At 63.7% G+C, this 25,367-nt stretch carries 25 protein-coding genes; 11 read left to right on the forward strand and 14 right to left on the reverse strand.

Annotated features, from left to right (window positions below; genetic code table 11):
• Positions 1-9: 9 nt before the first annotated feature.
• The 12 genes from ACRTG1_RS14770 to ACRTG1_RS14825 all read right to left on the reverse strand — a co-directional run bounded on the left by ACRTG1_RS14770 (position 10) and on the right by ACRTG1_RS14825 (position 12,827).
• Positions 10-696: an ABC transporter ATP-binding protein gene (locus ACRTG1_RS14770; RefSeq protein WP_206553284.1), complete on the reverse strand. Its 687-nt coding sequence runs from the start codon at positions 694-696 to the stop codon at positions 10-12.
• Positions 693-1,442: an ABC transporter ATP-binding protein gene (locus ACRTG1_RS14775; RefSeq protein WP_299939339.1), complete on the reverse strand. Its 750-nt coding sequence runs from the start codon at positions 1,440-1,442 to the stop codon at positions 693-695. The genes ACRTG1_RS14770 and ACRTG1_RS14775 overlap by 4 nt, the downstream gene beginning before the upstream one ends.
• Complete coding sequence (locus ACRTG1_RS14780; RefSeq protein WP_206548058.1) at positions 1,435-2,406, reverse strand: branched-chain amino acid ABC transporter permease; 972 nt, start codon at positions 2,404-2,406, stop codon at positions 1,435-1,437. The genes ACRTG1_RS14775 and ACRTG1_RS14780 overlap by 8 nt, the downstream gene beginning before the upstream one ends.
• Positions 2,407-2,416: 10 nt before the next feature.
• Positions 2,417-3,337 (reverse strand): branched-chain amino acid ABC transporter permease, encoded by a 921-nt coding sequence (locus ACRTG1_RS14785; protein WP_206545609.1) that lies wholly within the window; start codon positions 3,335-3,337, stop codon positions 2,417-2,419.
• Positions 3,338-3,517: 180 nt separating this feature from the next.
• Positions 3,518-4,654 carry an ABC transporter substrate-binding protein gene (locus ACRTG1_RS14790; RefSeq protein ID WP_432516475.1) on the reverse strand — a complete coding sequence of 379 codons (1,137 nt, stop codon included), beginning with the start codon at positions 4,652-4,654 and terminating at the stop codon, positions 3,518-3,520.
• Between the two features lie 69 nt (positions 4,655-4,723).
• Positions 4,724-5,557, reverse strand: a complete 834-nt coding sequence (gene kynA, locus ACRTG1_RS14795; RefSeq protein WP_113153569.1) for a tryptophan 2,3-dioxygenase — start codon at positions 5,555-5,557, stop codon at positions 4,724-4,726.
• Between the two features lie 3 nt (positions 5,558-5,560).
• Complete coding sequence (locus tag ACRTG1_RS14800) at positions 5,561-7,180, reverse strand: AMP-binding protein (protein WP_317088574.1); 1,620 nt, start codon at positions 7,178-7,180, stop codon at positions 5,561-5,563.
• A 9-nt stretch (positions 7,181-7,189) separates the two neighbouring features.
• Entirely contained in the window at positions 7,190-8,332 is a 1,143-nt protein-coding gene (locus ACRTG1_RS14805; RefSeq protein ID WP_432516476.1) for an acyl-CoA dehydrogenase family protein, read from the reverse strand.
• Positions 8,332-9,144 (reverse strand): enoyl-CoA hydratase family protein, encoded by an 813-nt coding sequence (locus tag ACRTG1_RS14810; protein WP_113153566.1) that lies wholly within the window; start codon positions 9,142-9,144, stop codon positions 8,332-8,334. Before ACRTG1_RS14810 ends, ACRTG1_RS14805 begins: the two co-directional genes overlap by 1 nt.
• On the reverse strand, positions 9,141-9,617 hold the full coding sequence (locus ACRTG1_RS14815) for a MarR family winged helix-turn-helix transcriptional regulator (protein ID WP_113153565.1): 477 nt from the start codon (positions 9,615-9,617) through the stop codon (positions 9,141-9,143). Before ACRTG1_RS14815 ends, ACRTG1_RS14810 begins: the two co-directional genes overlap by 4 nt.
• Positions 9,611-10,369 (reverse strand): SDR family NAD(P)-dependent oxidoreductase, encoded by a 759-nt coding sequence (locus ACRTG1_RS14820; RefSeq protein ID WP_206545614.1) that lies wholly within the window; start codon positions 10,367-10,369, stop codon positions 9,611-9,613. The genes ACRTG1_RS14815 and ACRTG1_RS14820 overlap by 7 nt, the downstream gene beginning before the upstream one ends.
• Positions 10,370-10,535: 166 nt before the next feature.
• Positions 10,536-12,827, reverse strand: coding sequence for a bifunctional salicylyl-CoA 5-hydroxylase/oxidoreductase (locus ACRTG1_RS14825; protein ID WP_206553278.1), 2,292 nt, complete (start codon positions 12,825-12,827; stop codon positions 10,536-10,538).
• 219 nt (positions 12,828-13,046) lie between these two features.
• Here ACRTG1_RS14825 and ACRTG1_RS14830 point away from each other — a divergent pair, with 219 nt between their 5' ends.
• Both ACRTG1_RS14830 and ACRTG1_RS14835 read left to right on the forward strand, forming a co-directional pair.
• Positions 13,047-13,877 (forward strand): alpha/beta hydrolase, encoded by an 831-nt coding sequence (locus ACRTG1_RS14830; protein WP_432516477.1) that lies wholly within the window; start codon positions 13,047-13,049, stop codon positions 13,875-13,877.
• A gap of 55 nt (positions 13,878-13,932) precedes the next feature.
• Positions 13,933-14,169: an Lrp/AsnC ligand binding domain-containing protein gene (locus ACRTG1_RS14835; RefSeq protein ID WP_007010700.1), complete on the forward strand. Its 237-nt coding sequence runs from the start codon at positions 13,933-13,935 to the stop codon at positions 14,167-14,169.
• A gap of 13 nt (positions 14,170-14,182) precedes the next feature.
• Here ACRTG1_RS14835 and ACRTG1_RS14840 read toward each other — a convergent pair whose 3' ends face one another.
• Complete coding sequence (locus tag ACRTG1_RS14840; RefSeq protein WP_206995509.1) at positions 14,183-15,388, reverse strand: hypothetical protein; 1,206 nt, start codon at positions 15,386-15,388, stop codon at positions 14,183-14,185.
• Positions 15,389-15,595: 207 nt separating this feature from the next.
• Here ACRTG1_RS14840 and ACRTG1_RS14845 point away from each other — a divergent pair, with 207 nt between their 5' ends.
• The 6 genes from ACRTG1_RS14845 (at position 15,596) to ACRTG1_RS14870 (ending at position 21,476) form a co-directional block, all read left to right on the forward strand.
• Positions 15,596-16,279 (forward strand): D-lyxose/D-mannose family sugar isomerase, encoded by a 684-nt coding sequence (locus ACRTG1_RS14845; RefSeq protein ID WP_206548052.1) that lies wholly within the window; start codon positions 15,596-15,598, stop codon positions 16,277-16,279.
• 105 nt (positions 16,280-16,384) lie between these two features.
• Positions 16,385-16,855, forward strand: coding sequence for a hypothetical protein (locus ACRTG1_RS14850; RefSeq protein ID WP_206553275.1), 471 nt, complete (start codon positions 16,385-16,387; stop codon positions 16,853-16,855).
• Positions 16,856-17,002: 147 nt separating this feature from the next.
• Positions 17,003-17,278, forward strand: a complete 276-nt coding sequence (locus tag ACRTG1_RS14855; protein ID WP_113153557.1) for an acyl carrier protein — start codon at positions 17,003-17,005, stop codon at positions 17,276-17,278.
• Positions 17,279-18,493 carry a beta-ketoacyl-[acyl-carrier-protein] synthase family protein gene (locus tag ACRTG1_RS14860; RefSeq protein ID WP_206545620.1) on the forward strand — a complete coding sequence of 405 codons (1,215 nt, stop codon included), beginning with the start codon at positions 17,279-17,281 and terminating at the stop codon, positions 18,491-18,493.
• Between the two features lie 147 nt (positions 18,494-18,640).
• Complete coding sequence (locus ACRTG1_RS14865) at positions 18,641-19,897, forward strand: imelysin family protein (RefSeq protein ID WP_206548050.1); 1,257 nt, start codon at positions 18,641-18,643, stop codon at positions 19,895-19,897.
• 58 nt (positions 19,898-19,955) lie between these two features.
• A complete protein-coding gene (locus ACRTG1_RS14870) occupies positions 19,956-21,476 on the forward strand; it encodes a di-heme oxidoredictase family protein (RefSeq protein WP_432516478.1) in 1,521 nt (506 codons plus the stop codon).
• An 80-nt stretch (positions 21,477-21,556) separates the two neighbouring features.
• On the opposite strand, the gene ACRTG1_RS14875 is transcribed toward ACRTG1_RS14870, so the two are convergent.
• Positions 21,557-22,354, reverse strand: coding sequence for a GntR family transcriptional regulator (locus tag ACRTG1_RS14875; RefSeq protein WP_432516479.1), 798 nt, complete (start codon positions 22,352-22,354; stop codon positions 21,557-21,559).
• Positions 22,355-22,627: 273 nt separating this feature from the next.
• On the opposite strand from ACRTG1_RS14875, the gene ACRTG1_RS14880 reads away from it, so the two are divergent.
• The 3 genes from ACRTG1_RS14880 (at position 22,628) to ACRTG1_RS14890 (ending at position 25,358) form a co-directional block, all read left to right on the forward strand.
• The gene (locus ACRTG1_RS14880; protein ID WP_206545623.1) at positions 22,628-23,518 is read left to right on the forward strand and encodes an N-acetylmuramic acid 6-phosphate etherase; all 891 of its coding nucleotides are present in this window, start codon (positions 22,628-22,630) and stop codon (positions 23,516-23,518) included.
• A gap of 61 nt (positions 23,519-23,579) precedes the next feature.
• A complete protein-coding gene (locus tag ACRTG1_RS14885; RefSeq protein ID WP_432516480.1) occupies positions 23,580-24,611 on the forward strand; it encodes an SIS domain-containing protein in 1,032 nt (343 codons plus the stop codon).
• Between the two features lie 105 nt (positions 24,612-24,716).
• Positions 24,717-25,358: a LysE family translocator gene (locus tag ACRTG1_RS14890; RefSeq protein WP_113153552.1), complete on the forward strand. Its 642-nt coding sequence runs from the start codon at positions 24,717-24,719 to the stop codon at positions 25,356-25,358.
• Positions 25,359-25,367 lie beyond the last annotated feature (9 nt).

Consider the following 25,367-nt stretch of genomic DNA (forward strand, 5'->3'; position numbering starts at 1 on the left):
AAGGCGTGATCACACGCCGAGGAAGCGCTGCTGGATTTCATCGGTGAGCGCCAGGGGCGCACCGGTCCATGCGGTGCGGCCTTTTTCGAGAATGACACAGCGGTCTGCCACGGGCAGAAGCTCGCTCAGCGTCTTGTCGACAATCAGGATCGACTGGCCCTCCGCCCGGATGGCGCGGATGGCGCGCCAGATGTCCTGCCGGATCACCGGGGCAAGCCCTTCGGTCGCCTCGTCGAGAATGAGCAGGCGTGGATTGGTAGCCAGCGCCCTGCCGATGGCAAGCATCTGCTGCTCGCCGCCCGAAAGCGTGCTCGCATACTGATCGCGCCGCTCCGCCAGTCGCGGGAACAGCGTGTTCACGCCATCGAGCGTCCATTTGCCGGGACGTGCGGCGGCGAGGATGTTTTCCTCCACCGTCAGGTTCGGGAAGCAGCGCCGGCCTTCCGGCACCAGTCCCACGCCGAGCCGCGCGATGCGGTGCGGCTTCATCCGCGTGATGTCCTTGCCGGCAAAGGCAATGCTGCCGGATTGCGGTGGCGTCAGGTGGCAGACGGAGCGGATCGTTGTCGTCTTGCCCATGCCGTTGCGGCCCATCAGCGCCACGGCCTCTCCTTCTTCGACCGAAAGGTCGACGCCGAAGAGCGCCTGTGACTTTCCATAGAAGGTTTTGAGATCCTGGATGTCGAGCAGCTTCATGCGCCGTCTCCCAGATAGGCTTCGCGCACGGCGGGATGGTTGCGAATGTCATCGACCGAGCCGGTGGCGATGATCCGCCCGTAGACGAGAACGGAGATGCGGTCGGCCAGTGCGAAGACGGCGTCCATGTCGTGCTCTATCAGAAGGATCGGCGCTTCGTCGCGCAGACGATCGAGAAACCCGGTCAGCGCCTGCGAGCCTTCCGGCCCCATGCCCGCCATCGGCTCATCAAGCAGAAACGCCTTTGCGCCGAGCGCCAGTGCGATGGCGATCTCGAGCTGCCGCCGCTCGCCGTGCGAAAGCTCGGCCGCCGGCACATCGGCGCGGTCGGCAAGACCCACGCGCGTGAGCGCTTCCCGGGCGGGTTCGGTGAGGCTCCGGTCGCGCATGACGTGTTTGAAGAAATGGAAGCTGGAGCCCTGACGCGCCTGCACCGCCAGCATCACATTGCGCAGCGCCGAGAACTCGGGCGCGAGCGAGGACACCTGGAATGTGCGCCCCATGCCGAGCCTTGCGCGGGCCGCCACATCGAGCGGCTTCACATCCCGGCCCTCGAAGCGGATCTCGCCGCTGTCGGGCGTGAGTGAACCGGCGATCTGGTGGATCAGAGTCGACTTGCCGGCGCCGTTCGGGCCGATCAGCGCGTGGATCTCTCCCGGTCTGAGGTCGAGGCTGACGCCATCGGTCGCCTTCAGCGCGCCGAAGCTTTTTCTCAGGTCGCGAATGTCGAGGATCGGTTCAGCCATGACGCGCCCTCCCGGCCAGAAGTCCCATCACGCCGCCGCGGGCAAACAGCACCACGGCCAGCAGGATCAGGCCGAGGAAGAACTGCCAGTGCTCGGTGATGCCGCCCAGCGCAAACTCGAACAGCACGTAGACAATGGCCCCGGCAAGCGGCCCGGCAAGCCGGCCGACACCGCCAAGAATGATGAGAACGATCAGCTCGCCCGACATGTGCCACGAGAACATGGAGGGGCTGACGAAGCGGTTGAGATCGGCAAAGAGCGCGCCGGCAAGCGCGGTCATCATGGCCGAGATGACGAAGGCCGTGAGCCGCACCCGGAACGGACCGATGCCGACGGCGGCAAGCCGGGTCTCGTTCTGTCGCCCCGCCTGCAGCGCTGCGCCAAAGCGCGAGTCGCGAAGCATGGCGAAGACGATGAGGCCCAGCGCCAGAAGCCCGAAGCAGATGAGGAAGAAGCTCATCGGCGCGAGCGTGTTCATGCCCGGAAAGGCGTTGCGCACATAGATCGACAGACCGTCCTCGCCGCCATAGGCGGGCCAGGAGATCGCGAAATAGTAGATCATCTGCGCGAAGGCGAGGGTGATCATGATGAAGTAGACGCCGGAGGTCCTGAGCGAAATCAGGCCGATCAGAACGGCAACGAGCCCGGCGGCAATCGCGCCCGTGATCCAGATGACGATCATCTGGTTGGTGCCGGGCAGACCGAGGAGAAGCGGCTCACTGTTGAATGCATGAGTGGCGAGAATGCCGGCCGCATAGCCGCCAATGCCGAAGAAGGCGGCATGGCCGAACGACACCAGACCACCAAGGCCGAGCGCGATGTTGAGTCCGGTGGCGGCAAGGCCAAGGATCGCCATGCGGGTCGCCAGCGTGATGTAGAAGGTCTCGCCCATCGCCTGTGCAATGAAGGCGGCGGCAAGCAGGCCGGCAATGATCAGGATGCTGATGGTTGTTTCGCGTGTCATGGCCGGTCCCTCACGCATTCGCCGCGAACAGGCCCTGGGGCCTGAAGGCAAGGATGAGGGCCATGACGATGTAGATCAGCATGGAGGCAAGAGCCGCGCCGATCGTGGCGGCTTCCGAATTGGGCATGAAGAGGCCGAAGAAATGCGGCAGCAGGAAGCGGCCCAGCGTCTCTGTCAGCCCCACCAGAATGGAGCCGATCAGCGCGCCCTTGATGGAGCCGATGCCGCCGATGACGATAACCACGAAGGCGAGGATCAGCACCGGTTCGCCCATGCCCACCTGCACCGACTGAAGCGCGCCCACCATTGCGCCGGCCAGACCGGCAAGGGCTGCGCCCAGCGCAAAGACGAGCGTGTAGAGCGTGCCGATGTCGATGCCGAGCGCGCCGATCATCTCGCGGTCGGATTCGCCAGCGCGAATGCGCATGCCCAGTCGCGTCTTGCCGATCAGGAGATAGAGCCCGATGGCGACCGCGATGCCGACGCCGATCACGGCCAGCCGGTAGATCGGATATTGCGCGCCACCGGGCAGATGCACTGCACCCGAGAGAAGCTGCGGAATATCGAGATAGAGCGGGAAGGAGCCGAACACCCAGCGCGTGCCCTCGGAGAAGATGAGGATCAGCGCGAAGGTGGCGAGCACCTGGTCGAGATGGTCACGTTCGTAGAGCCGTCTGATGACGAGGATTTCGACGAGCGCGCCGGCGGCGGCTGCGGCGGCAAGGCTGGCGACAAGCCCCAGCCAGAAGGAGCCGGTGGCTGCGGCCACGGTCGCGCAGGCAAATGCGCCGACCATGAAGAGCGAACCATGCGCAAGGTTGATGAGCCCCATGACGCCGAAGATCAGCGTCAGGCCGGCGGCCATCAGGAACAGCATCACGCCGAACTGCAGGCCATTCAGGATCTGCTCAATGAAAAGGGTCAGGGACACGGGGAGTTTTCGCCGTCTGGTTTTGAGGTGGAGCGCTGCGTGGACGTCTCCCTCTCCCTGTTCACGGGGAGAGGGTGAGGGTGAGGGTGAGGGGCTGCGCCATGATCCGCAAAGACTGGCGCCCGCCCCTCATCCGCCTGCCGGCACCTTCTCCCCGCCAGCGGGGAGAAGGAAGCTGTCCTACATCTTGCACTCGGCCGCGTAGGCGTCCTGATGGTCGGTGAACGCCGTGGAAACGATCTTGTTGGTCAGCGTGTCGCCGTCCTTCACCACCTCGCGGACATAGAAGTCCTGGATCGGGTGGTTGTTGTTGTTGAAGGAGAACTTGCCGCGAACCGAATCGAAATCCGCTTCCTTCAGCGCTGCGCGGAACGCATCCTTGTCCTTCACGCTTGCCTTGCCGGCGGCGGAGAGGATCAGGTTCGCCGTGTCATAGGCCTGCGCCGCGTAGACGGAGGGCAGGCGGCCATAGGCTTCCTTGAAGCCCTCGACGAAGGTCTTGTTGGCTTCATTGTCGAGGTCATAGGCCCACGATGCCGAGTTCTTCACGCCAAGCGCCGCGTCGCCGATTGCCGGCAGAACGTCCTGGCTGAACGAGAAGGCCGGCCCCATCAGCGGCAGGTCGACGCCCGACTGCGCATACTGCTTGGTGAAGGCGACGCCCATGCCGCCCGGCAGGAAGATGAACACCGAGTCTGCATCCGATGCGCGAATCTGCGCGATCTCGGCGGCATAGTCCGTCTGTCCGAGCTTGGTGTAGACCTCGCCGGCGAGCTCACCCTTGTAGAAGCGCTTGAAGCCGGTGAGCGAGTCCTTGCCGGCCGGGTAGTTGGGGGCCATGATGAAGGTCTTCTTGAAGTCCTTGTTGGCGGCCTCGCCCATCGCTTCGTGGAAATTGTCGTTCTGGTAGGCGACGTTGAAATAGTTCGGGCTGCAGCCAGCGCCGGCAAGAGCCGAGGGGCCGGCATTGACCGACAGGTAGATCACGTCCTGCGCCGTTGCCGACGGCACGACGGCCATGGCCAGGTTCGACCAGATGATGCCCGTCATCAGGTCGACCTTGTCGCTCTGGATCATCTTGTCCGCAATCTGCACGGCAAGTTCCGGCTTGCGCGCATCATCTTCGGTGATGACCTCGATGTCCTTGTTGCCGGACTGTTCGATCGCCAGCATGAAGCCGTCGCGGGCGTCGATGCCCAGTCCTGCGCCGCCGCCGGAAAGCGTGGTGATCATGCCGATCTTGACCGGCTCGGCAGAGGCGTTGCCGGCAACGCTTGCCGACAGGGCAAAAAGGCTTGCTGCAATAAGCTTTTTCATGAAGTGTCTCCCAATGGTTCCCAGGTTATTAGTTGCCGTTATTTTCGGCTTTGTCACCCGTTTCTCAGGCTACATGTCCGTGCGGACACGCCAGAGCTCGGGGAATAGTTCCACATCCAGCATCTTGCGCAAATAGGAAACGCCGGACGTGCCGCCCGTGCCGCGCTTCAGGCCGATGATGCGTTCCACCGTCGTCACATGGTTGAAGCGCCAGCGGCGGAAATAGTCCTCGAAGTCGATCAGTTTTTCGGCGAGTTCGTAAAGCGCCCAGTGCTCGTCAGGCTTTGAGTAGACGGCCTTCCAGGCCTTCTGCACCTGGTCGTTGGCCTCGCGCCTTGTGCGCCAGTCGGTGCGTCCGGCGTCAGCGCCGATGTCGAAGCCATTGCGCTCCAGAAGCCGCAGCGCCTCGTCGTAAAGGCTCGGCTCGGCAAGGATCTCCTCAAGACGCGCCGTGATCTGCGGCAGATCCGAATGCGGCTTGAGCATCGCCAGGTTGCGGTTGCCGGCCAGAAACTCGATGGAGCGGTACTGCCACGACTGGAAGCCCGAGGACTGGCCAAGCGCATCGCGGAACATGGAGTATTCGCTCGGCGTCATGGTGCGCAGCACGTCCCATGCGCTGTTGAGCTGCTCGAAGATGCGGGCCACGCGGGTCAGCATCTTGAAGGCGGGGCGCAGCTGGTCATCGGCGATGGCGGCGCGCGCCGACCGGATCTCGGTGATGGCGAGCTTCATCCAGAGTTCGGATGTCTGGTGCTGGATGATGAAAAGCAGCTCGTCACGCGCCGGAGACAGGGGCTCCTGCGCATCGAGGATCTTCTCCAGATGCAGATAGTCGCTGTAGGACATGGGCGGCTTGATGTCCGCCGCGTTGTCGTCATCGAGTTCCGGTTGGCTGGCCATGGTTCAGTCTGTCTCTCTCAAGCGGAAACGCTGGATCTTGCCCGTCTCTGTTTTTGGCAGAGCATCGAGAAACCTGATCGAGCGCGGATATTTGTAGGGCGCGATCACCGCCTTCACGTGGTCCTGCAGGCGTTTCGCCGTTGCTTCGTCGCGGGCCACACCCTCGGCCAGCACCACATGCGCTTCGACGATCTGCCCGCGTTCCTCGTTCGGCGCGCCGATCACGGCGCATTCCAGCACCTCGGCATGGGCGAGCAATGCCGCTTCTACCTCGGGGCCGGCGATGTTGTAGCCGGAGGAAAGGATCATGTCATCGGAGCGGGCGGCGAAATGGAAGCGGCCCTCCTCATCCTGATAGAAGCTGTCGCCCGTCAGGTTCCAGCCGGCGCGCACATACTCTTTCTGCCGTTCGTCGGCGAGATAGCGGCAGCCGGTCGGGCCGCGCACGGCCAGCCGGCCGGTTTCGCCGCGCGGCAGCTCGTTCATGTCCTCGTCCACGATCCGCGCTTCATAGCCGGTCACCGGGCGGCCCGTGGTTGCCGGGTGCCGGTCGTCGAAACGGTTGGAGATGAAGATGTGCAGCATCTCGGTTGCGCCGATGCCATCGAGGATCGGCTTGCCGGTCTTCTCCGTCCATGCCTCGAACACCGGTCCCGGCAGGGTCTCGCCGGCCGAAACGGCAACGCGCAGCGAGGAAAGGTCCGCCCCTTCGTCCATCGCCGCCATCATGGCGCGGTAGGCGGTGGGCGCGGTGAAGCTCACCGTCGCGCGGTACTTCTCGATGATCTCGATCATGTTGGGCGGGGTGGCGCTTTCAAGAAGCGTCGCCGTTGCGCCAAAACGCAGCGGGAAGATCGCCAGACCACCAAGCCCGAAGGTGAAGGCAAGCGGGGGCGAACCGACAAACACGTCGTCCGGCGTGACCTGAAGCACTTCCTTCGCATAGGCGTCGGCGATGATCAGCAGATCGCGGTGGAAGTGCATGGTGGCCTTGGGGATGCCGGTGGTGCCGGAGGTGAACCCCAGAAGCGCGACATCGTCACGGCCCGTCTTCACCGCGTCGAAGGTGACCGGCTTGTCGAGCGCGATGCGATCCAGCTCGGCATCGAAATTGGCCGTGCCGTCAAAGCCCACCACCTTCTTGAGGAAGCGGCTTTCCTTGGCGCAGGCCACCAGCTCGTCCTTGATGCGCGTGTCGCACAGCGCCAGCTCGATCTCGGCCTTGTCGACAATCTTGGCCAGCTCGCCCGCGCGCAGCATCGGCATGGTGTTGACCACAACCGCGCCCGCCTTGGTGGCGGCGAGCCAGCAGGCCACCATGGCCGGATTGTTGGCCGAGCGGATCAGGATGCGATTGCCCGGCTTGACGCCGTAATCCTCGACCAGCGCGTGGGCGAGGCGGCTCGTCCAGTCCGCCAGTTCCTTGTAGGTGCGGCGGCGTCCATTGCCGATCAGCGCCACATGGTCGCCGAAACCGCGCTCGACCAGTCGGTCGGTCAGCTCGACGCCGGCGTTCAGATATTCGGGGTAGTCAAAGCCATCGAGAAGGAAGGCCGGCCATTGGTCTTCCGGCGGGAGATTGTCCCGCGCAAAGGTGTCGGTATGACCTGTCGGTCCGAGCATGTTTCCTCCCTATTTCATCGTTTGCCGTGCGATCACGACTTTCTGGACGTCTGATGCGCCCTCATAAATGCGGAGCGCCCTGATCTCCCGGTACAGGCTCTCCACAATGTGTCCGCGGCGCACACCGTCGCCGCCATGTATCTGCACTGCCTTGTCGATCACCTCCTGCGCCCGGTCGGTGGCGAACAGCTTGGCCATTGCCGCCTCGCGGGTGACGCGCGGTGCGCCCATGTCCTTGGTCCAGGCTGCGCGGTAGATGAGGAGTGCTGCAGCGTCGATGTCGAGCGCCATCTCGGCGATATGTCCCTGCACCATCTGCAGGTCGAACAGCGGCGCACCGAAAAGCTCGCGGCTGCCTGCCCGCTCCAGGGTCTCATCAAGCGCGCGGCGTGCGAAGCCGAGTGCGGCCGCACCCACGGTCGAGCGAAACACGTCGAGCACCGACATGGCGATCTTGAAGCCATCGCCCGGCTTGCCGATCATGGCGGAGGCGGGCACGCGCACATCGTTGAAGGCAAGCCGCGCCAGCGGATGCGGCGCGATCACGTCGAGGCGCTCCGCGACCTCCAGCCCCGGCGTGTCGGCAGGTACGAGAAAGGCCGAGATGCCTCTTGCGCCCGGCGCTTCGCCGGTGCGGGCGAACACGGTGTAGAGGTCGGCGATGCCGCCATTGGAGATCCAGGTCTTCTCGCCGGACAGCACATAGTCGCCGCCGTCCCGGGTGGCGGCCATGTCCATGTTCGCCACGTCCGAACCGGAGCGCGGTTCCGACAGGGCGAAAGCCGAGAGCGCCTTGCCCGCCCGCGTCCTGTCGAGCCATTGCTGCTGCTCCGGCGTGCCGAACAGGCTGATCGCCCCGGTGCCGAGGCCCTGCATGGCGAACGCGAAATCGGCCAGCCCGTCATGACGGGCCAGCGTTTCACGGGTCAGGCATAATGTGCGCACGTCGAGCGGGCCGGGATTGGCCGTGTCGACTGCGGTGGGTTTCAGGAAACCCGCTTCGCCAAGCCGGGCGACGAGGTCGCGGCAGGCGGCGTCCACGTCGCTGTGGTCGACGGGGAGGTTTTTGGCGCACCACGCATCCAGCCTGTCGGCCCAGTCGCGGTGGCGCTGTTCGAAGAAAGGCCAGTCCAGAAACGAACGATCAGCCATCAATCCCCCTCGAAAACCGGTTTTTCCTTGGCGACGAACGCGCGGTAGGCGCGCTCGAAATCCCGGGTCTGCATGCAGATCGCCTGCGCCTGGGCTTCCGCCTCAATGGCCTGTTCCAGACCCATCGACCATTCCTGATTCAGCTGCGTCTTGGTGATGCCATGCGCGAAGGTCGGTCCGGCGGCGATCCGCGCGGCCATGTTCAGCGCCTCCGCTTCAAGCGCGTCGGCGGCGACGAGCCTGTTGTAGAAGCCCCAGCGCTCGCCTTCCTCCGCACTCATGGAGCGGCCGGTGTAGAGCAGTTCCGCCGCACGGCCCTGACCGATGATGCGCGGGAGCATGGCGCATGCGCCCATGTCGCAGCCTGCCAGCCCGACGCGGGTGAACAGAAATGCGGCCTTCGCCTCCGGTGTCGCCAGCCGCAGGTCGGACGCCATGGCGATGATTGCGCCGGCGCCAACCGCCACGCCGTCGATGGCGGAGATGATCGGCTTGTTGCAGGCGATCATCGCCTTCACCAGATCGCCGGTCATGCGGGTGAAGGCGAGCAGGCCCTTCATATCCATGTCGACCAGCGGGCCGATGATGTCGTGCACATCGCCGCCCGAGCAGAAGTTTCCGCCATTGGGCAGGAACACGACCGCATCCACGTCATCTGCATAGGGGAGGGCGCGGAACGTATCGCGCAGCTCGGCATAGGACTCGAAGGTGAGCGGGTTCTTGCGGTCGGGCCGGTCAAGCTGGATCAGCGCGACATTGCCCTCCATCCGCCAGATGAAATGCTGCGGCTTTAAACCCGCCATGGAGCTCATACCCCGCCCTCCCAATTGCTTTCGAATGTCTTGAGTGTGCCGGCCAGCGCCCGGGCTTCTTCCTCGGGCAGATTGCCCAAGAGTTCGTTGATCCAGCGCTCATGCGCTTCGGCCATGGCGGCGAAGGCTTCCTTGCCGGCCGGCGTCAGCTTGATGATCGAGGTGCGGCGGTCGCCGTCGCGCTTCGTGCGGCAGGCGAGCCCGTCAGTGACGAGCCGTTCCACGATCCCGGTCACATTGCCGTTCGACACGAGGAGAAAGCGCGAAATGTCGCTCATCGCCATGCCTTCGGGCGCGCGGTCGAGTACCGACAGCACATCGAAGCGCGGCAGCGTGGTGTTGAAGCGGGCTTTGAGCCGTTCGCGCAGAACAGCCTCGACCAGGCGCGAGGCGCGCAGAATTCTGATCCACAGGCGCAGGCGTTCCTTTGCCGGAGCGCCGCTGCGAACAGCGGCGAGGGGAGCGCTTACCATGTTTCACCTCCAGAGATGGAAATCGACTGGCCGGTGACCGAATTGGCCTCGGGGCTGATGAGCCAAAGCGCAGCAGCGGCCACTTCCCGGGGCTGAATCAGCCGGCCATGGGGATTGGCTTCGACGAACCCCTTGCGGGCTTCCTCGTGGCTACGCCCGGTCTTCTCGACCACGCGCTGAATGGATTCTTCCAGCATCTCGGTTTCCACGTAACCGGGGCAGATCGCGTTCACCGTCACGCCGGTCTTCACCAGCTCGACGGAGAGTGCGCGCATCAGGCCGATGACGCCATGCTTCGATGCAACATAGGGCGCGACATAGGCGTAGCCCTTCAGGCCGGCCACGGACGCGATGAAGATGATGCGGCCATTGCCGCGCTTGGCCATGGGCGAAAGCGCTGGCTTCACGCTCAGGAACGCCCCGGTCATGTTGACGTCGAGGATGCGGTTCCAGTCTTCGAGCTTCGTGCGATGGGCGGGCGCGCTGGAGGCCGTGCCCGCATTGGCAATGACGATGTCGAAGGGGCCGCGCGCGGCTTCCGCCGTCTCGTAGAGCGCCTGCATCGAGGCTTCGTCGGTCACGTCGGCGGTCAGCGCATGGATGCGCTCGTGCCGGGCCGCCACTTTTTCAAGCGGCTCGGCGCGCCGCCCGCAGATCGTGACATCGATGCCGGCTTCCGCGAGCGCAAGGGCCACGGCCTCGCCGACGCCCGTTCCGCCGCCTGTCACAAGTGCGTGGCGTGAACCGGTCATCGTGTCGGCCCTTTCCTTGACGCCGGGCGATGCCCCTCATCCGCCTGCCGGCACCTTCTCCCCGCAGGCGGGGAGAAGGACGAAGCGGCGACGTTGATGCCCTCTTCTCCCCGTGCGCGGGGAGAAGGTGAGGATGAGGGGCAGAGCCAGCGCTCGGAAAACATGATCACACCTTCCCCGTCATCTGCTCGGCCCGCTCGGCAAGCCGGTAGAGCTGGTCGCGGCCGGGCAGGTAGGGATCGGGCCAGGTCACGCCCCTGTCGCCCAGCGTTGCCGCAGCATGCAGCGTCCAGTAGGGATCGGCCAGATGCGGACGGGCGAGGCAGACGAGGTCTGCGCGGCCGGCCATCAGGATCGAGTTGACGTGATCCGGCTCATAGATGTTGCCGACGGCCATGGTCGCCATGCCGGTCTCGTTGCGGATGCGATCGGAGAACGGGGTCTGGAACATGCGGCCATAGACCGGGCGCGCCTGTTTCGAGGTCTGGCCCGCCGAGACGTCGCAGATGTCGACGCCGGCTTCCTGCAGCATGCGCGCAATCTCCACGGCTTCGGCCGGGGTCACGCCTGCGTCGCCCACCCAGTCATTGGCCGAGATGCGCACCGAGATCGGCTTGTCTTCCGGCCATGCGGCCCGAACCGCAGCGAAGATCTCCAGCGGATAGCGCATGCGGTTTTCCAGGCTGCCGCCATAGTCATCCGTGCGCTTGTTGGTCATCGGCGAGATGAAGGACGACAGGAGATAGCCGTGCGCAAAGTGCAGTTCGAGCATGTCGAACCCGCAGCGCTCCGCCATCCCGGCGGCAGCGACGAACTGGTCGCGCACCGCGTCCATGTCGTCGCGGTCCATCGCCTTCGGCGTCTGGTTCGCGTCGGACCATGCCACTTCGGAGGCGGCCATGAGTGGCCAGTTGCCGTCTTTCAGCGGTGCGTCCATCTCTTCCCAGCCAAGCTGGGTCGAGCCCTTGGGACCCGAATGGCCGATCTGCGCGCAGATCCGCGCATCGGTCTCACGGTGAACGAAATCGACGATGCGCGTCCAAGCGGCTTCGTGCTCCGGCTTGTAGAAACCGGGGCAGCCGGGCGTGATGCGACCCTCGGGGCTCACACAGGTCATCTCGATATAGACGAGACCCGCGCCGCCCTTGGCGCGCTCGCAATAATGCACCATGTGCCAGTCGGTCGGGCAGCCGTCGACGGCCTTGTACTGAGCCATGGGCGAGACGACGACGCGGTTCTTCAGTGTCAGGCCGCGCAGCTTGTAGGGCGCGAACATGGGCGCGCGGGCGGCATTGTCCTCGGCGCCTGCCTGCTGCTGGAACCAGGTCTCCGCATCCGCAAGCCATTCGGGATCACGCAGGCGCAGGTTCTCGTGGCTGATGCGCTGCGAGCGGGTGAGCAGCGAATAGTTGAACTGCACCGGGTCGAGATCGAGATAGCGCTCCACCTCCTCAAACCACTCCAGCGAGTTGCGCGCCGCCGACTGCAGGCGCAGCACTTCCAGCCGCCGAGCGTCTTCGTATTTGTCGAAGGCTTCTTTCAGCGTCGGTTCGGTGTGCAGATATTCGGCCAGCGCGATGGCGCTTTCGAGCGCCAGCTTGGTGCCCGAGCCGATGGAGAAATGCGCGCTTGCCGCCGCATCGCCCATCAGCGCGATATTCTCATGCGACCAGCGTTCGCACAGCACGCGCGGGAAGTTGATCCATGCCGAACCACGAATGTGGTTGGCGTTGGTCATCAGCTTGTGGCCGCCCAGATGATTCTTGAAGATCCGCTCGCATACGGCGATGGAATCCTGCTGGCTCATTTCGCCGAAGCCAAACTTCTCCCAGGTCTCCGGGCCGCACTCCACGATGAAAGTCGCGGTCTCGTCATCGAACTGGTAGGCGTGCGCCCACACCCAGCCATGCTCCGTCTTCTCGAAGATGAAGGTGAAGGCGTCGTCGAATTTCTGATGGGTGCCGAGCCAGACGAACTTGCATTTGCGCACGTCGATGTCGGGCTTGAACACGTCGGCGAAGGTGGTTCGCGTCCGCGAGTTCAGGCCGTCGGAGGCCAGCACCATGTCGTATTCGGCCATGAAGGGGCGGGGATCATCGATCTCCGTCTCGAATTCGAGCCTGATGCCGAGTTCGCGGGCGCGCTCCTGCAAGAGAATGAGCAGGCGCATGCGGCCAATGCCGCAGAAACCGTGCCCCGTGGAGAGCGTGCGCACGCCCTTGTGCACCACGGCGATGTCGTCCCAATAGGCGAAATGTTCGCGGATGCGCTCGGCGCTGACGGGGTCGTTTTCCGCCAGATTGTCGAGGGTTTCGTCAGAGAGAACCACGCCCCAGCCGAACGTGTCGTCGGGCTTGTTGCGCTCGAAAACCGTGATGTCGTGGGCTGCATCGCGCAGCTTCATGGAGATTGCGAAATAGAGGCCCGCCGGACCACCGCCGAGAATTGCGACTTTCATGCTCGAGCTCCTTCCTCCCAGGATTGCTCTACGCCTGGCTTTGTAAGCTTGGAGCATTGCACCGGACAGACGACATTTCAAGCATGAAATTTTAAGGTTGAAATATGTCCGGTCTGGGCGCAGTGTACATCACGATCCGCAATGATGACAGTGGAGGCTGGCACGGCTATGCAGGCCCTGTTGCCACGTGCGGAGGGCGGCGCGGAGGGAGAATTGAACATGTTCTATCGTCAGGTTTCGGACTGGGATGACGCCTATGCGAATGGCGTCAACATTCCGCAGGGCGACCGCTGGCCGGATGCCTGGGTAGCCCCGGCGCAGGCCTATCGTGATGCGCTTTCGGCCGCTGGCCGGGCCGAGCTCGACATTCCCTATGGCGACGGCGCGCGCAACCGCTTCGACCTGTTTCTGCCCGAAGGAAAGCCGGCCGGTCTGGTGGTGTTCATCCATGGCGGTTTCTGGCTGAAACTCGACAAGAGCTTCTGGTCGCATCTGGCCGCCGGTGCGGTCGACAGCGGCTATGCGGTGGCCATGCCATCCTACACGCTGTGCCCCGAAAACTCGATTTCCGGCATCGTGCGCGAGATCGGCGCGGCGGTCACCGCCGCTGCCGGACGCGTCGATGGACCGCTTGTCCTGACCGGCCATTCGGCGGGCGGCCACCTTGCCTCGCGCATGGCCTGCGAGACCTCACCGCTGCCTGAGGATGTGCGCGCGCGCCTTCGCCATGTCCTGTCGATCTCCGGCGTGCATGATCTGCGCCCGATGATGAAGACGGCGATGAATGAGGGGCTGAAGATCACGCAAGAGGAGGCGCTGGCGGAAAGCCCGGCGCTGCTCGCGCCCATCCCTGGCGTGCGCGTAACCTGCTGGGTTGGCGCTTCGGAGCGGGGCGAGTTCCTGCGCCAGAATGCGCTTCTCGCCAATGTCTGGGTCGGGCTTGGTGCGCAGACCGCCGCTGTGGAAGAACCCGACCGCCATCATTTCGATGTCATTGACGGGCTCGCGGATTCATCCCATCAGATCGTGCGCTGTCTGTTGACAGCGTAACGCGATGGGCCAAGTCTGGCCCGACCCTGTTTCGAACTTGCTCCATGGAGCCCTTATGAGACCTGTCTTCGTTCAACTGCGCTGCAAACCCGGCAAGACCTATGAGGTGGCCGACGAACTCTACAAGCGCGAAATCGCCTCGGAGCTTTACTCCACGAGCGGCGATTACGACCTGCTCATGAAGGTCTACATCGATGACGGTGTCGATATCGGCAAGTTCGTCAGCGAGAACATCGCCAATGTGCCCGGCATTCGCCGTTCGCTCACCACTTTGACCTTCAAGGCGTTCTGATCCCGGTCCGGTCTTACGTCTCGACCGGCACCCCCAGAACCACGATCGCCAGGCCGAGCAGCGCCAGCGCGGCGAACCCCGCCGCGCGCCACGGGCTGTTTGCATCACGCCATGCCTTGGCTGCGGCAAGTGCGGCCTGCAGCATGTAGTAAAGCGCGAAGGCCCGCGACGCATAGCTGATGATGTGGAACACATCCGCCGACCAGGTGAGAGCGAGGCCCACCGCCACAAGCAGGGCGTAGGACCGCCTGGGCGTAAGCCGACCGCGCGTCAGCTCTGTCAGAAGCCCACCCGATCCGCTCGTGTCCGCCACTGCCGCGCTGAACTGCGCGGCAAGCCCCGCTGCCACCAGAAGCACGGAGAGGATCGGCGCAACGGCGGCCATCATGCCAATGATGGCCGTTTCCGTGAGCGGTTGCCCGTCGATGTCGAATGTGTAGCTGATCAGCAGGATGTAGCTCATATAGATGCCGGTCGAGATCCATTGCGCCAGCTTCATCGAGCGGATCAGTGTCGGCGTGTCATAGTCGCGGCCGAGATAGCGCGATGTCTCAAACCCCTGAACCGTCACGATCAGTCCGAAGGCAAGGGCGATGGCGTGCCAGCCGCTCACACTTGGCGCGCGCAGGATCATGTCATGCGCCGACACATGCTGGATGAAGTAGATGCCGAGACCGACCAGCAGGCCGGCAATGATGGCGAGCTTGAGCGCGACGGACGCGTACTCCATCTTTTCGAGCGCCCGGAAACCGCGCGTCCAGCCAACCATCAGGATCAGCACATAGACGGCCGATGTCAGAAGCCGTGCGTCCGTTGGCTGGTTCGCTTCGGTCAGGCTCACACCGAAAGCGCCGAACAGATTCAGATAATAGGCGACCGAGATGATGTAGGCGAAGCCGAGGCTGGCCGAGGCTGTCGTTTCCAGAAGCGTTTCCAGCCTGCTGCCGTGTCGTCCCGCTTCCGCCTGCAGCATGCTCATATTGTAGCGGATCGCCGCGCCGAACAGATACGCGCCCAGACACAGCGCCAGCATGACGAGCGGCGCATTGACGCCATAGGCGAAATTGAGGATCGGCCCCAGAACGAGAAACCCGCTGCCGATGATGGAGGCCAGCGGCGTGGTCATCGCCCTCCATGTCGGCCGGCCATGGAGGCGTGGCGACCACAGCGCCAGCATCACCGCGACGACGGTCAGCAGGATGATGGCGTTCAGATACATGGAAAGATCCGGGTTTGTGCTTCGTGTCCGGTGCGACGCCGTGCGCATCGCCGGTTTGAGGATGGGCATTCTATTGATGAGGCTGGCCGGTGCGTTGCGCAAGATCAAGTGCGTTACGCAAGATCCGGCCGGGCAAAACACCTTGGCGGAATGCCGGGCTTGCGGTACGACCACACATCAAGTCGGTTTCGCACGAGGGAGGTTGCGGTGAAGCGCTCGAGAGTGAACGAGATCCTGCGCCAGGGAGAAGAGTTCATCCGCTCCTTCGGCTATGTGCTGCCGCCCTTCGCCGACTGGACCCCGGAAGAGATGAAGCACCGGCGCGCTGCAATCGACGGCATTGTCGATGCGCGGCTCGGCTGGGACATCACCGACTATGGCGCTGGCGATTTCGACCGGCGCGGCCTCTTTCTCTTCACGGTGCGTAACGGCAATCAGGAAGATTTGAAGCATGGCCGCGGCATGCTCTATGCCGAGAAGATCATGATCTCCCGGCGTGACCAGCTCGCGCCGCTGCACACCCACGCGATCAAGGCCGAAGACATCATCAACCGTGGTGGCGGCACGCTGTGCATCGAGCTTTTCGGGTCTGATCCGGAAGGCGGGATCGACCGTGTCTCGCCCGTGCGCGTGCCGACCGATGGTGTGATGCGGCGCGTGGATGCCGGCGGAGTCCTGCGTCTGGAGCCGGGCGAGAGCGTCACGCTTCTGCCGGGCGTCTGGCATGCATTCTGGGGCGAGAGGGAGGACGTGCTGATCGGCGAGGTCTCGACCGTCAATGATGACGTGACGGACAACATCTTCGCAGAGCCGATCGCCCGCTTCTCCGAAATCGAGGAAGATGAGGAGCCCTGTCGGCTGCTGGTTTCGGATTACGCGACCCGGTTGTAAGGGAACCTGCCCGGCCCTCGCCCGTTGCCTTCTCCGGCAGAACATGTTTTCTGCGCGGCGAATCTACAGGATTGAGTCATGACCTTGAACATCGGATGTCGGCCCATGCCGCTACGAGCCGCACTTGCATTGACGGTCGCATTTGCATTGACGATGGTCATCGCTTTGCAGTCTCCGCTTTTCGCGCAGGGACTGAAGAGCGAAGAAGCAATTGATGCCATTGTGGGCTCCGAGGTGAAAACCGAGGAAGTCGAACCGGAGACGGCGAGCAAGCGCATCATCGCGGCAATCGGCATCACGACGCAGAATGCCGAGCGCGTGCGCAAGACCTTCTCGCTGGAAGAGCTCGATATCGTTCTCCTGCCCGATCTGGACAGGAAGGGGCAGGACATCGCCAAGGCGATTGCCGAACATGAGAAGGAAATCGCCGTTCTGCGTGAAGCCATCGAAGGCAGCGCGCTGTTCTTCCACGCGGTTGATTCGCGTTCGATCCAGGTCCGCGATGTGGTCGCGCTGGACTATGGTGAGGACGGCACCGTAACCATTTTCGTAAAGGGTGGCGTGAACGGGAACTGACGCGGTGATGCGCGGCGGAATTGCACCGCAAACTCTTGCCGCAGGACACGCTTTGGTTTCTTATGTCTGCGATTTTATAGAGTTGAGCGTGGACGCCTTGCCCGATGGCATCCTAGCCTGCGTAAAAGTTGTCCAAGGAGACGCTTCATGAATGCTGAGACCAGTTTGAGCACGGATGAGATCGGCAAGACGATCCTTGAGAAGATCAAGACCCATGCGCAGGATGAGGTCGAGACGATAACGCTCGATACGCCGCTCGCCGACCTTGGCATTCACTCCCTCGAACTCACCGAGATCATTTTCGATGTCGAAGACGAGTTCAACATCGAAGTGGAGATGAACACCGCCGAGGCCTGGGAAAGCATGGAGACCGTCAGGGACATCGTCGCCGCCGTGCGCGAACTGGTGGACTCCAAGAACTAGATGACAGCTCCACGCATCGTCATAACGGGCATTGGTGGCATTTGCGCGCTTGGAACGGATGCCCCGGCCATCTGGTCGGGCATGCGCGCGGGCCGTCAGGCCATCGGCCCCATCACCACGGCTCCGCTGCATGAACTGAAAGTGCGCATTGGCGCCGAGATCAAGCAGCTGCCGGAGCACGGTCTGGACCGCAAGCGGCTCGTCACCATGGACCGCTTCAGCCTGCTCGCATCCATTGCGGCGCAGGAGGCCATGAGCCAGTCGGGCTTTGCCGTGGACGATGCCAATACGCACCGCGTTGGTGCCGTGGTCGGCACCGGTGTCTGCGGCTGGGAAGCCATCGAGGAAAGCTATCGCGCGATCCTTCTGGAAGGGAAGCCGCGAACGGGCATCTTCACGGTTCCGCGCGTGATGCCCGGTGCAGCTGCCGGACAGGTCAGCATGACGCTCGGGCTGCGCGGCCCGGTGTTCGGCGCGACCTCTGCCTGCGCGTCTTCCAACCACGCGATCCTGTCGGCGGCAGACCAGCTTCGTCTCGGTCGTGCCGATGTCATGCTTGCCGGTGGCTCCGATGCGCCGCTGATCTACGGCATTCTGAAGGGCTGGGAAGCGCTGCGCGTTCTGGCTTCGGAAACCTGCCGCCCGTTCTCTGCCGACCGCAATGGTCTGGTGCTGGGCGAAGGCGCGGGCATGGTGGTGCTCGAGACGCTCGAACATGCGCAGGCGCGTGGCGCGACCATTCTGGCCGAGCTGGCCGGTGGCGGCATGTCGGCCGATGCGTCCGATATCGTGGCCCCCACGGTCGAGGGGCCTTCCGCCGCGCTTCAGGCCTGTCTGAACGAGGCCGGTCTCGCCCCCTCCGATGTCGATTACATCAACGCGCATGGCACGGGCACCAAGGCCAATGACCGCATCGAGACCGAAGCGATCAAGCGCGTGTTCGGCGCACATGCCTCGAAGCTTTCCGTGTCGTCCACCAAGTCGATGCATGCTCACTGCCTTGGCGCATCGGGCGCGCTGGAACTCATCGCCTGCGTCATGGCGATCCGGGAGGGTATCGTCCCGCCGACGGCGGGCTATCGCGAAGCCGACCCGGAATGCGATCTGGACGTCACGCCCAATGAAGCGCGCAGGCGCGATGTGCGTGTCGCTCTCAGCAATGGTTTTGCTTTCGGTGGCACCAATGCCGTTATCGCGGTGAAAGCCATGGAATAGCGGGCGCGCAATGCGCCCGTCGGGCTTGCCTTTCTAAACCTGATAATTTAAGTCCACATTATTGAGTGGCGGCCACGAGGCCGTGCGCGTCCGTTGTCGATGGCAATGGCAGCGCCTGTTTTCAGGTTTGGAAGAGGGGAAGTCTTCATGAAACGTCGTTTACTGCTCGGCTCTGCAATCATGGCGGTCATGGCAGCGCCGGCCATTGCCGCTGAACCGCAGGAAGTGGTCGAGACCTACGCGGATATCGCTCTCGCGACCTATCAGGACAGTCTCGAGACGGCGAAAGAGCTGCGCACGGCGATCAATGCGCTTGTCGAAACACCGTCGGAAGAGACCATGGCTGCCGCCCGCGAGGCATGGCTCGCCTCACGCGTTCCCTACCAGCAGACCGAGGCCTTCCGTTTTGGCAACGCCATCGTGGATGAGTGGGAAGGCAAGGTGAATGCCTGGCCTCTGGACGAGGGCCTCATCGACTATGTCGATGCAAGCTATGGCACGGAGTCGGACGCCAACGAGTTCTACACGGTCAATGTGATCGCCAATGACAAGGTAAGCGCTGGCGGTACGGATATCGACGTTACCGAAATCACCACCGAGGTGATCGCGTCGCTGCACGAGGTTGGCGGCATCGAGGCCAACGTCGCCACCGGTTACCACGCCATCGAGTTTCTTCTCTGGGGGCAGGACCTGAACGGCACCGACGCCGGTGCGGGAACACGTGCTTACACGGATTTCGACACGGAAAACTGCACCGGCGGCAATTGCGAGCGCCGCGCGCAGTATCTTCAGGCTGCCGCCGATCTCCTGATCACGGATCTCGAAGAGATGGTCGCCAACTGGGAAACCGAAGGGGAAGCCCGTGCCGAAGTGATGGCGGACCCGCAGGCGGGCCTGACGGCGATGCTGACCGGTCTGGGCTCGCTCTCCTATGGCGAACTGGCAGGCGAGCGCATGAAGCTCGGCCTGCTCCTGAACGACCCGGAAGAGGAGCATGACTGCTTCTCCGACAACACGCACAACAGCCATTACTACGATGTCGTTGGCATCCGGAACGTCTATTTCGGCGCCTATGAGCGTGTCGACGGTTCCACGGTCGAGGGGCCAGGTCTCGCCGATCTGGTGTCGGAAAAGGATGCCGCCCTCGCCGATGAAGTGAAGGCGAAGCTCGACACCACGCTTGAAGCGATGGCCGTGATGAAGGCGCGCGCCGAAGGCGGCGAGGCCTATGACCAGATGATCGGTCAGGGCAATGAAGAGGGCAACGCGGTCGTTCAGGCGGCGATTGACGGTCTCGTCGATCAGACCCGTTCGCTGGAACGCGTCATCGTCGCGCTCGACCTGTCCGGGATCGAGCTTGAGGGCTCCGACAGTCTCGACAATCCGGAAGCCGTTTTCGAGTAAGAGCCAATTGCCGCCGGGCCGCCATGCCGGCCCGGCGACACAGCCAACAAGTTCCGCCATGAACATGATTGCCCGCAGCACGACACTCGTCGTCTTTCTTTCAGCCCTTGTCATGATCGCCCATGCGGGAGGTTCGCTGCCCGACACGCGCGACGACCTGACGGAGAAGGATCGCGCCCGGGTCGAAAAGGTCACGAAGCCCGCCGGGCAGTTTGAAAAGGCGGAGCGCTTCGAGCGTATGGCCGCGGGCGCGGCGACCTCCACCAAGCGCATCAATGCCGATGCGTTCTCCCATTCGTCGGCCAATCTGGAATTCGAGGCGCTGGAGCGCTTCCTTTTGGGCAACGGCCTGTTCCGCAAGGACTGGGTGTCGTCGCCCGCTTCCACGCAGGCCTCTGACGGGCTGGGGCCGCTGTTCAATGCGCGGGCCTGCCAGTCGTGCCACATCAAGGACGGGCGCGGTCATGCGCCGGCGCGGGTCGAAGATTCCGCCGTGTCGCTGCTTGTGCGCGTTTCGGTGCCACCGGGTAAGGAGCAGCAGGAGGCGATTGCCGACGGGCGGCTGCATGCCGCGCCTGATCCGGTTTACGGGCTGCAGCTTCAGGATCACGCCGTGGCCGGCCTCACCCCCGAAGGCCGTGTGCAGATCACCTATGAGGATGTGCCCGTGGCGCTCTCGGGCGGCGAGACCGTCACCCTGCGCCGGCCGGCGCTCGGCATCACCGAGCCCGGGTTCGGCCCGTTCCGTGATGATCTCATGCTGTCGGCGCGCGTTGCGCCGCCGATGATCGGCCTTGGACTTCTGGAGAGTGTTCACGAAGCTGATATCCTCGCCTGGGCGGACCCGGACGACGAGGATGGCGATGGCATTTCCGGGCGGCCCGCCCGCGTGCGCGATGCACAGGGAGAGTGGCGTCTCGGTCGTTTCGGCTGGAAGGCGATTGCGCCGACCATTGCCGAGCAGAGCGCAGGCGCTTTCTCCGGCGACATGGGGCTCTCATCGCCGCTCGCGCCCGACCATTGGGGCGATTGCACTGAAGCCCAGACTGCCTGCCGGGCTCTGCCGCACGGTGCGCAGGAGCGGCTGGGCGCGGAAGAGGTGCCCGAGGATCTGCTGGATCTCGTCACCTTCTATTCCAGCCATCTCGCCGTTCCGGCCCGTCGCGATATCGACGACCCGCAGGTGCTCGCCGGCAAGAAAGTGTTTTACGAAAGCGGCTGCGCCTCCTGCCATCGTGCGAAATATGTGACGCGTCGCGATGTGGACGATCCGGCGCTCAGGTTCCAGCTGATCTGGCCCTATACCGACATGCTTCTGCACGACATGGGTGAAGACCTCGCCGATCACCGGACCGAAGGGCTTGCCGATGGCTATGAATGGCGCACCCCGCCGCTCTGGGGCATCGGGCTCACCGGCACGGTGAATGAGGAAGCGACCTTCCTGCATGACGGGCGCGCCCGCACCCTGCTTGAAGCCGTGCTCTGGCATGGTGGGGAGGCGCAGGCCGCGCGCGACCGGGTGGTCGAAATGGCGAAGCAGGACCGGGACAATCTGGTCCGCTTTCTCGAGTCGCTTTGAAGCGCCTGTAAGGTCTGAAGCATCATTGTCTTTGCGCAATTCCGGACGGAAAACCGGTTCCCGCTTGTCCTGGGATTGCTCTATCTGTCCGCTTCCTGCTGCAGGTTGAGTTCGGCAACGAAATCAAACCTGTCGCCCTTGAAATAGGAGCGCGTGAATTCGACCACCCGCCCCTCCGCCGTACGGGATATGCGCTCCAGAAAAAGCGCGGGCTCTCCGGCGTCGGCCTCCAGCAGGCGCGCATCGAACTCCGGCAGCGCGCAGGCATGCATGCGTTGCAGGGCCTTGTGCGGCCGTGCGCCCGCCTGCGCCAGCGCTTCATAGAGTGATGTGCCGAGCGCTGAGAGATCGGGCAGAAGGTCGGCCGGCACGATGGCCAGTTCCACCGCGAGCGGCAGGGCATCGGCCAGCCGCAGCCGGTGCAGCCGCACCACGCGGTCGCCCGGCGACAGGCCAAGCACCATCGCTTCCTGGGCAGACGGATTGGCGTATTCGCGCGCCAGCCAGCGTGTTTCCGGCTTGCGGCCATAGGAGAGCATGTCTTCGGTGAAGCTGGTGATCGCCGCCAGCGGCTGCTCGAAACGCTCTGCCGGCTCCAGCACATAGGTGCCCGACCCCCGGCGCTGTTCCAGAACGCCTTCGCGCACCAGCAGCTCAATCCCCCGCCGCACGGTCACGCGTGACAGCGCTGTCGCCTCGGCCAGAATACGCTCCGAGGGCAGGGCCGTTCCGGCTTCCAGCGTCCCCGCATCGATCAGGCGGCGAATTGCATTGGCGAGCCGGATGTAAAGCGGGGTCGCATCCGCTTCGCTGGCCTGCATGTCGCGTGCGAGAAACGCGCCAATGGGTTCTCCCTGGTCCTGCCGGGTGTCGGTCATGGGTCTGGCGTTTCCCTGTCGATTAAAAAATTGGTCTTAACAATATAAGCCCAATTATGAAGCCGGCCATACCGATTTGCAAGTCCGGCATTGCGTCTGGCCACACTGTCTTATTTCTGAAGCATAATGATTGCAGGGTTTGGGGGCGAATTTCCGAATTTGCGAAGAGATTTGCAGAGAGGGAATGGATTCCGGAGAAAAAGCCTGTATAAGCTATTTGGTATTAGATTGGTCTATCATGGGCCATGCAAACCGGAAACCGATGAGCTCGCCATGACAAAACCGACGGAAACCGCCAGCCAGGCCTATCGCGACATTGAACGCTTCGCGACAGCCGACATGCTCACCGCCATGCTGGACGGTCAGCAGGCCGCAATGGAGGCGGTCAGGGCCGCGCTGCCGGCGCTTGAAACAGCCATTGAAGCAACGGCCAGCCGCCTGGTCGATCCTGATAGCCGGCTTATCTATGTCGGTGCGGGCACATCGGGCCGTGTGGGCATGCTGGATGCCGTCGAGCTTTATCCGACATTCGGCTGGCCGGAGGAGCGCTGCATTTTTCTTCTGGCCGGCGGCAGCATCAGTGTGGCCGAAGCGCGCGAAAGCGCGGAAGACGACGAGGATGCGGCCCGCGCCGAGATCGCCGGTGTCGACTGTGGCCCGCGTGACGTGGTGGTCGGCCTGGCTGCCAGTGGCAGCACGCCGTACACATGCGCGGCCATCGAGGCGGCGCGGGAGCGTGGCGCGCTCACCATCGGCATTGCCAACAATCCCGGCAGCCCGCTTCTCGAAAACGCCGAGTGCGACGTGCTTCTCGAGACCGGTGGCGAAGTCCTGGCCGGGTCCACGCGCATGGCCGCAGGCACGAGCCAGAAGATTGCGATGAACCTCTTCTCCACTTCTGTCATGATGCGCCTCGGCAAGGTCTATCGCGGCCGCATGGTCGATATGAAGCCGACCAACAAGAAGCTGGTGCAGCGCGCCGTCGAGATGCTGATGCAGGTCGCGGAGTGCGATGAGGCATCGGCACGCGCCGCGCTGGAGAAGACCGCCTTTCACGTAAAGCCGGCTGTGCTGGTGGTGCGCGGCCTGTCGCCCGAGGAAGCCGCTGCGGCGCTGGCGCGTCATGGCGACGACCTTCACCGCGCACTCGACGAACCGGGCTGAACGGCCCGTTCCGCCCCACTCCGCACCGCCCCACAGGCATGATTCATATGGAAAGACTGAAATGACCGAGACACCTTCCCTGATGTTTCAGGAAACTTTCGAAGCTTCCGAGGCTGTTGGCCGGCTCTTTGCCAATGAGGCGCAGGCCTTTGCCGAGCTTGGCAGGGTCATCGCCGAGCGCTCGCCCGCGTTGGTCAGCATGTCCGCGCGCGGGTCTTCGGACCATGCGGCGAGCTTCTTCAAATATCTGTTCGAGATCCACACGGGCATCCCCGTGGCGTCCATCGGTCCTTCGGTTGCCTCGGTCTATGATGCATCGCTGAAGCTCGACCGCGCGCTTCACATCACCATTTCCCAGTCCGGCGGCAGCCCCGATATCGTGGCGGCGCAGGCATCGGCCAAGAAGGGTGGCGCAGTCACGCTGGCCGTGGTCAATGTGGCCGACAGCCCGCTCGCAAACGCCGCCGACATCGTTCTGCCGATCCATGCCGGACCGGAGCGCAGCGTCGCGGCCACCAAGAGCTTCATCGCTTCTGCTGCAGCGCTTGCCGGTGTTGCGCAGGTCGCGTCCGGCAGCGTCGCGCTCAAGGGGGCGCTCGACCGGCTGCCCGAGGCGCTGGCTGCTGCCTGCGACGTGAACTGGGAACCGGCCCTGCCGCTTCTCGCCGATGCCGGCTCTGTCTACACGGCTGGCCGTGGTCCGGGCTTCGCCATCGCACTGGAAGCAGCACTCAAGGCAAAGGAAACCGCGCAGCTTCACGCCGAAGCGTTCTCGCTGGCAGAGCTCATGCACGGGCCGATGCAGCTGGTCGACAAGGGTTTCCCGATCCTCGCCTTCGTGCCCGAGGACGAGGCGCTGGCCTCCAGCGAGCAGTCGCTTGAGAAACTGCGTGGCTTCGGCGCGCAGATTGCGAGCTTCTCCTCGCGCGATGTGGGTGAGCGCACGATCAAGACGCCGACCACCGGCCACGGTCATATCGACCCGCTGGTTTCGCTGGTTGGCTATTACCGCCTGATCGAGCGCGTTGCGCGCGAGCGTGGCCTCAACCCGGACACGCCCGACAAGCTCAACAAGGTCACCCAGACCATCTGACGCTCTACCCTGTTGAATCTGCGCATCGTGCTTTCCGAAAATCGGTTCCGATTTTCGGGCCGATGCGTTAGCTTCCGGCACTTCAACCCGTGCCGGAAGCTTCCCATGACCTTCATCCCGGATTTCGCCACCATTGTTCAGTTCGCGCTGGCCACCTTTGTGATCTCCATCACGCCGGGGCCGGACATGACCCTTTTTGTCGGTCGTGCGCTCAGCCAGGGCCGTGCAGCGGGCTTTGCCTGCATGTTCGGCGCCATGACCGGCATCATGATCCATACGGCGCTCGTGGCGCTGGGGCTCTCGGCGTTGATCGTCGCCTCGCCGGAGGCGTTCCTTGCGCTCAAGGTGTTTGGCGCTGGCTATCTGATCTGGCTTGCCGTTCAGGCAATCCGCAAGGGCTCGGCCTTCACGCCGGACAACAAGGGCGGTTCGGGCCGTTCGCTCCTGAAGAACTGGGCCACGGGGCTCGGCATCAATCTCCTGAACCCGAAGATCATCCTGTTCTTCATGACCTTCCTGCCGCAGTTCGTTTCGGCCAACGATCCGGATGCGCCGGGCAAGCTGTTCTTTCTGGGGCTGCTGTTCATCCCGCTTGCGCTCCCCATCGTTGCGCCGATGGTGATTGCGGCAGACAGTTTTTCGAAGTTCCTGAAAAAGAGCCCGCGCGTCACCCGCGTGGTCGATTATCTCTTTGCCGGCGTCTTCTCGGCCTTTGCGCTGAAGATCCTGACCGCGCAGGCCCGCTGATCGGGGAAA

The organism is Nitratireductor sp. PBL-C9 (assembly GCF_050877045.1).
Lineage (GTDB): Bacteria > Pseudomonadota > Alphaproteobacteria > Rhizobiales > Rhizobiaceae > Nitratireductor > Nitratireductor aquimarinus.

Excerpts from the sequence above, each read along its gene's own strand:
- ACRTG1_RS14770 (WP_206553284.1), bottom strand. The coding sequence starts at position 696 with ATGAAGCTGCTCGACATCCAGGATCTCAAAACCTTCTATGGAAAGTCA.
- ACRTG1_RS14775 (WP_299939339.1), bottom strand. The coding sequence starts at position 1,442 with ATGGCTGAACCGATCCTCGACATTCGCGACCTGAGAAAAAGCTTCGGC.
- ACRTG1_RS14780 (WP_206548058.1), bottom strand. The coding sequence starts at position 2,406 with ATGACACGCGAAACAACCATCAGCATCCTGATCATTGCCGGCCTGCTT.
- ACRTG1_RS14790 (WP_432516475.1), bottom strand. The coding sequence starts at position 4,654 with ATGAAAAAGCTTATTGCAGCAAGCCTTTTTGCCCTGTCGGCAAGCGTT.
- kynA (WP_113153569.1), bottom strand. The coding sequence starts at position 5,557 with ATGGCCAGCCAACCGGAACTCGATGACGACAACGCGGCGGACATCAAG.
- ACRTG1_RS14800 (WP_317088574.1), bottom strand. The coding sequence starts at position 7,180 with ATGCTCGGACCGACAGGTCATACCGACACCTTTGCGCGGGACAATCTC.
- ACRTG1_RS14805 (WP_432516476.1), bottom strand. The coding sequence starts at position 8,332 with ATGGCTGATCGTTCGTTTCTGGACTGGCCTTTCTTCGAACAGCGCCAC.
- ACRTG1_RS14810 (WP_113153566.1), bottom strand. The coding sequence starts at position 9,144 with ATGAGCTCCATGGCGGGTTTAAAGCCGCAGCATTTCATCTGGCGGATG.
- ACRTG1_RS14815 (WP_113153565.1), bottom strand. The coding sequence starts at position 9,617 with ATGGTAAGCGCTCCCCTCGCCGCTGTTCGCAGCGGCGCTCCGGCAAAG.
- ACRTG1_RS14820 (WP_206545614.1), bottom strand. The coding sequence starts at position 10,369 with ATGACCGGTTCACGCCACGCACTTGTGACAGGCGGCGGAACGGGCGTC.
- ACRTG1_RS14825 (WP_206553278.1), bottom strand. The coding sequence starts at position 12,827 with ATGAAAGTCGCAATTCTCGGCGGTGGTCCGGCGGGCCTCTATTTCGCA.
- ACRTG1_RS14830 (WP_432516477.1), top strand. The coding sequence starts at position 13,047 with ATGTTCTATCGTCAGGTTTCGGACTGGGATGACGCCTATGCGAATGGC.
- ACRTG1_RS14835 (WP_007010700.1), top strand. The coding sequence starts at position 13,933 with ATGAGACCTGTCTTCGTTCAACTGCGCTGCAAACCCGGCAAGACCTAT.
- ACRTG1_RS14840 (WP_206995509.1), bottom strand. The coding sequence starts at position 15,388 with ATGTATCTGAACGCCATCATCCTGCTGACCGTCGTCGCGGTGATGCTG.
- ACRTG1_RS14850 (WP_206553275.1), top strand. The coding sequence starts at position 16,385 with ATGCCGCTACGAGCCGCACTTGCATTGACGGTCGCATTTGCATTGACG.
- ACRTG1_RS14855 (WP_113153557.1), top strand. The coding sequence starts at position 17,003 with ATGAATGCTGAGACCAGTTTGAGCACGGATGAGATCGGCAAGACGATC.
- ACRTG1_RS14860 (WP_206545620.1), top strand. The coding sequence starts at position 17,279 with ATGACAGCTCCACGCATCGTCATAACGGGCATTGGTGGCATTTGCGCG.
- ACRTG1_RS14865 (WP_206548050.1), top strand. The coding sequence starts at position 18,641 with ATGAAACGTCGTTTACTGCTCGGCTCTGCAATCATGGCGGTCATGGCA.
- ACRTG1_RS14870 (WP_432516478.1), top strand. The coding sequence starts at position 19,956 with ATGAACATGATTGCCCGCAGCACGACACTCGTCGTCTTTCTTTCAGCC.
- ACRTG1_RS14875 (WP_432516479.1), bottom strand. The coding sequence starts at position 22,354 with ATGACCGACACCCGGCAGGACCAGGGAGAACCCATTGGCGCGTTTCTC.
- ACRTG1_RS14880 (WP_206545623.1), top strand. The coding sequence starts at position 22,628 with ATGACAAAACCGACGGAAACCGCCAGCCAGGCCTATCGCGACATTGAA.
- ACRTG1_RS14885 (WP_432516480.1), top strand. The coding sequence starts at position 23,580 with ATGACCGAGACACCTTCCCTGATGTTTCAGGAAACTTTCGAAGCTTCC.
- ACRTG1_RS14890 (WP_113153552.1), top strand. The coding sequence starts at position 24,717 with ATGACCTTCATCCCGGATTTCGCCACCATTGTTCAGTTCGCGCTGGCC.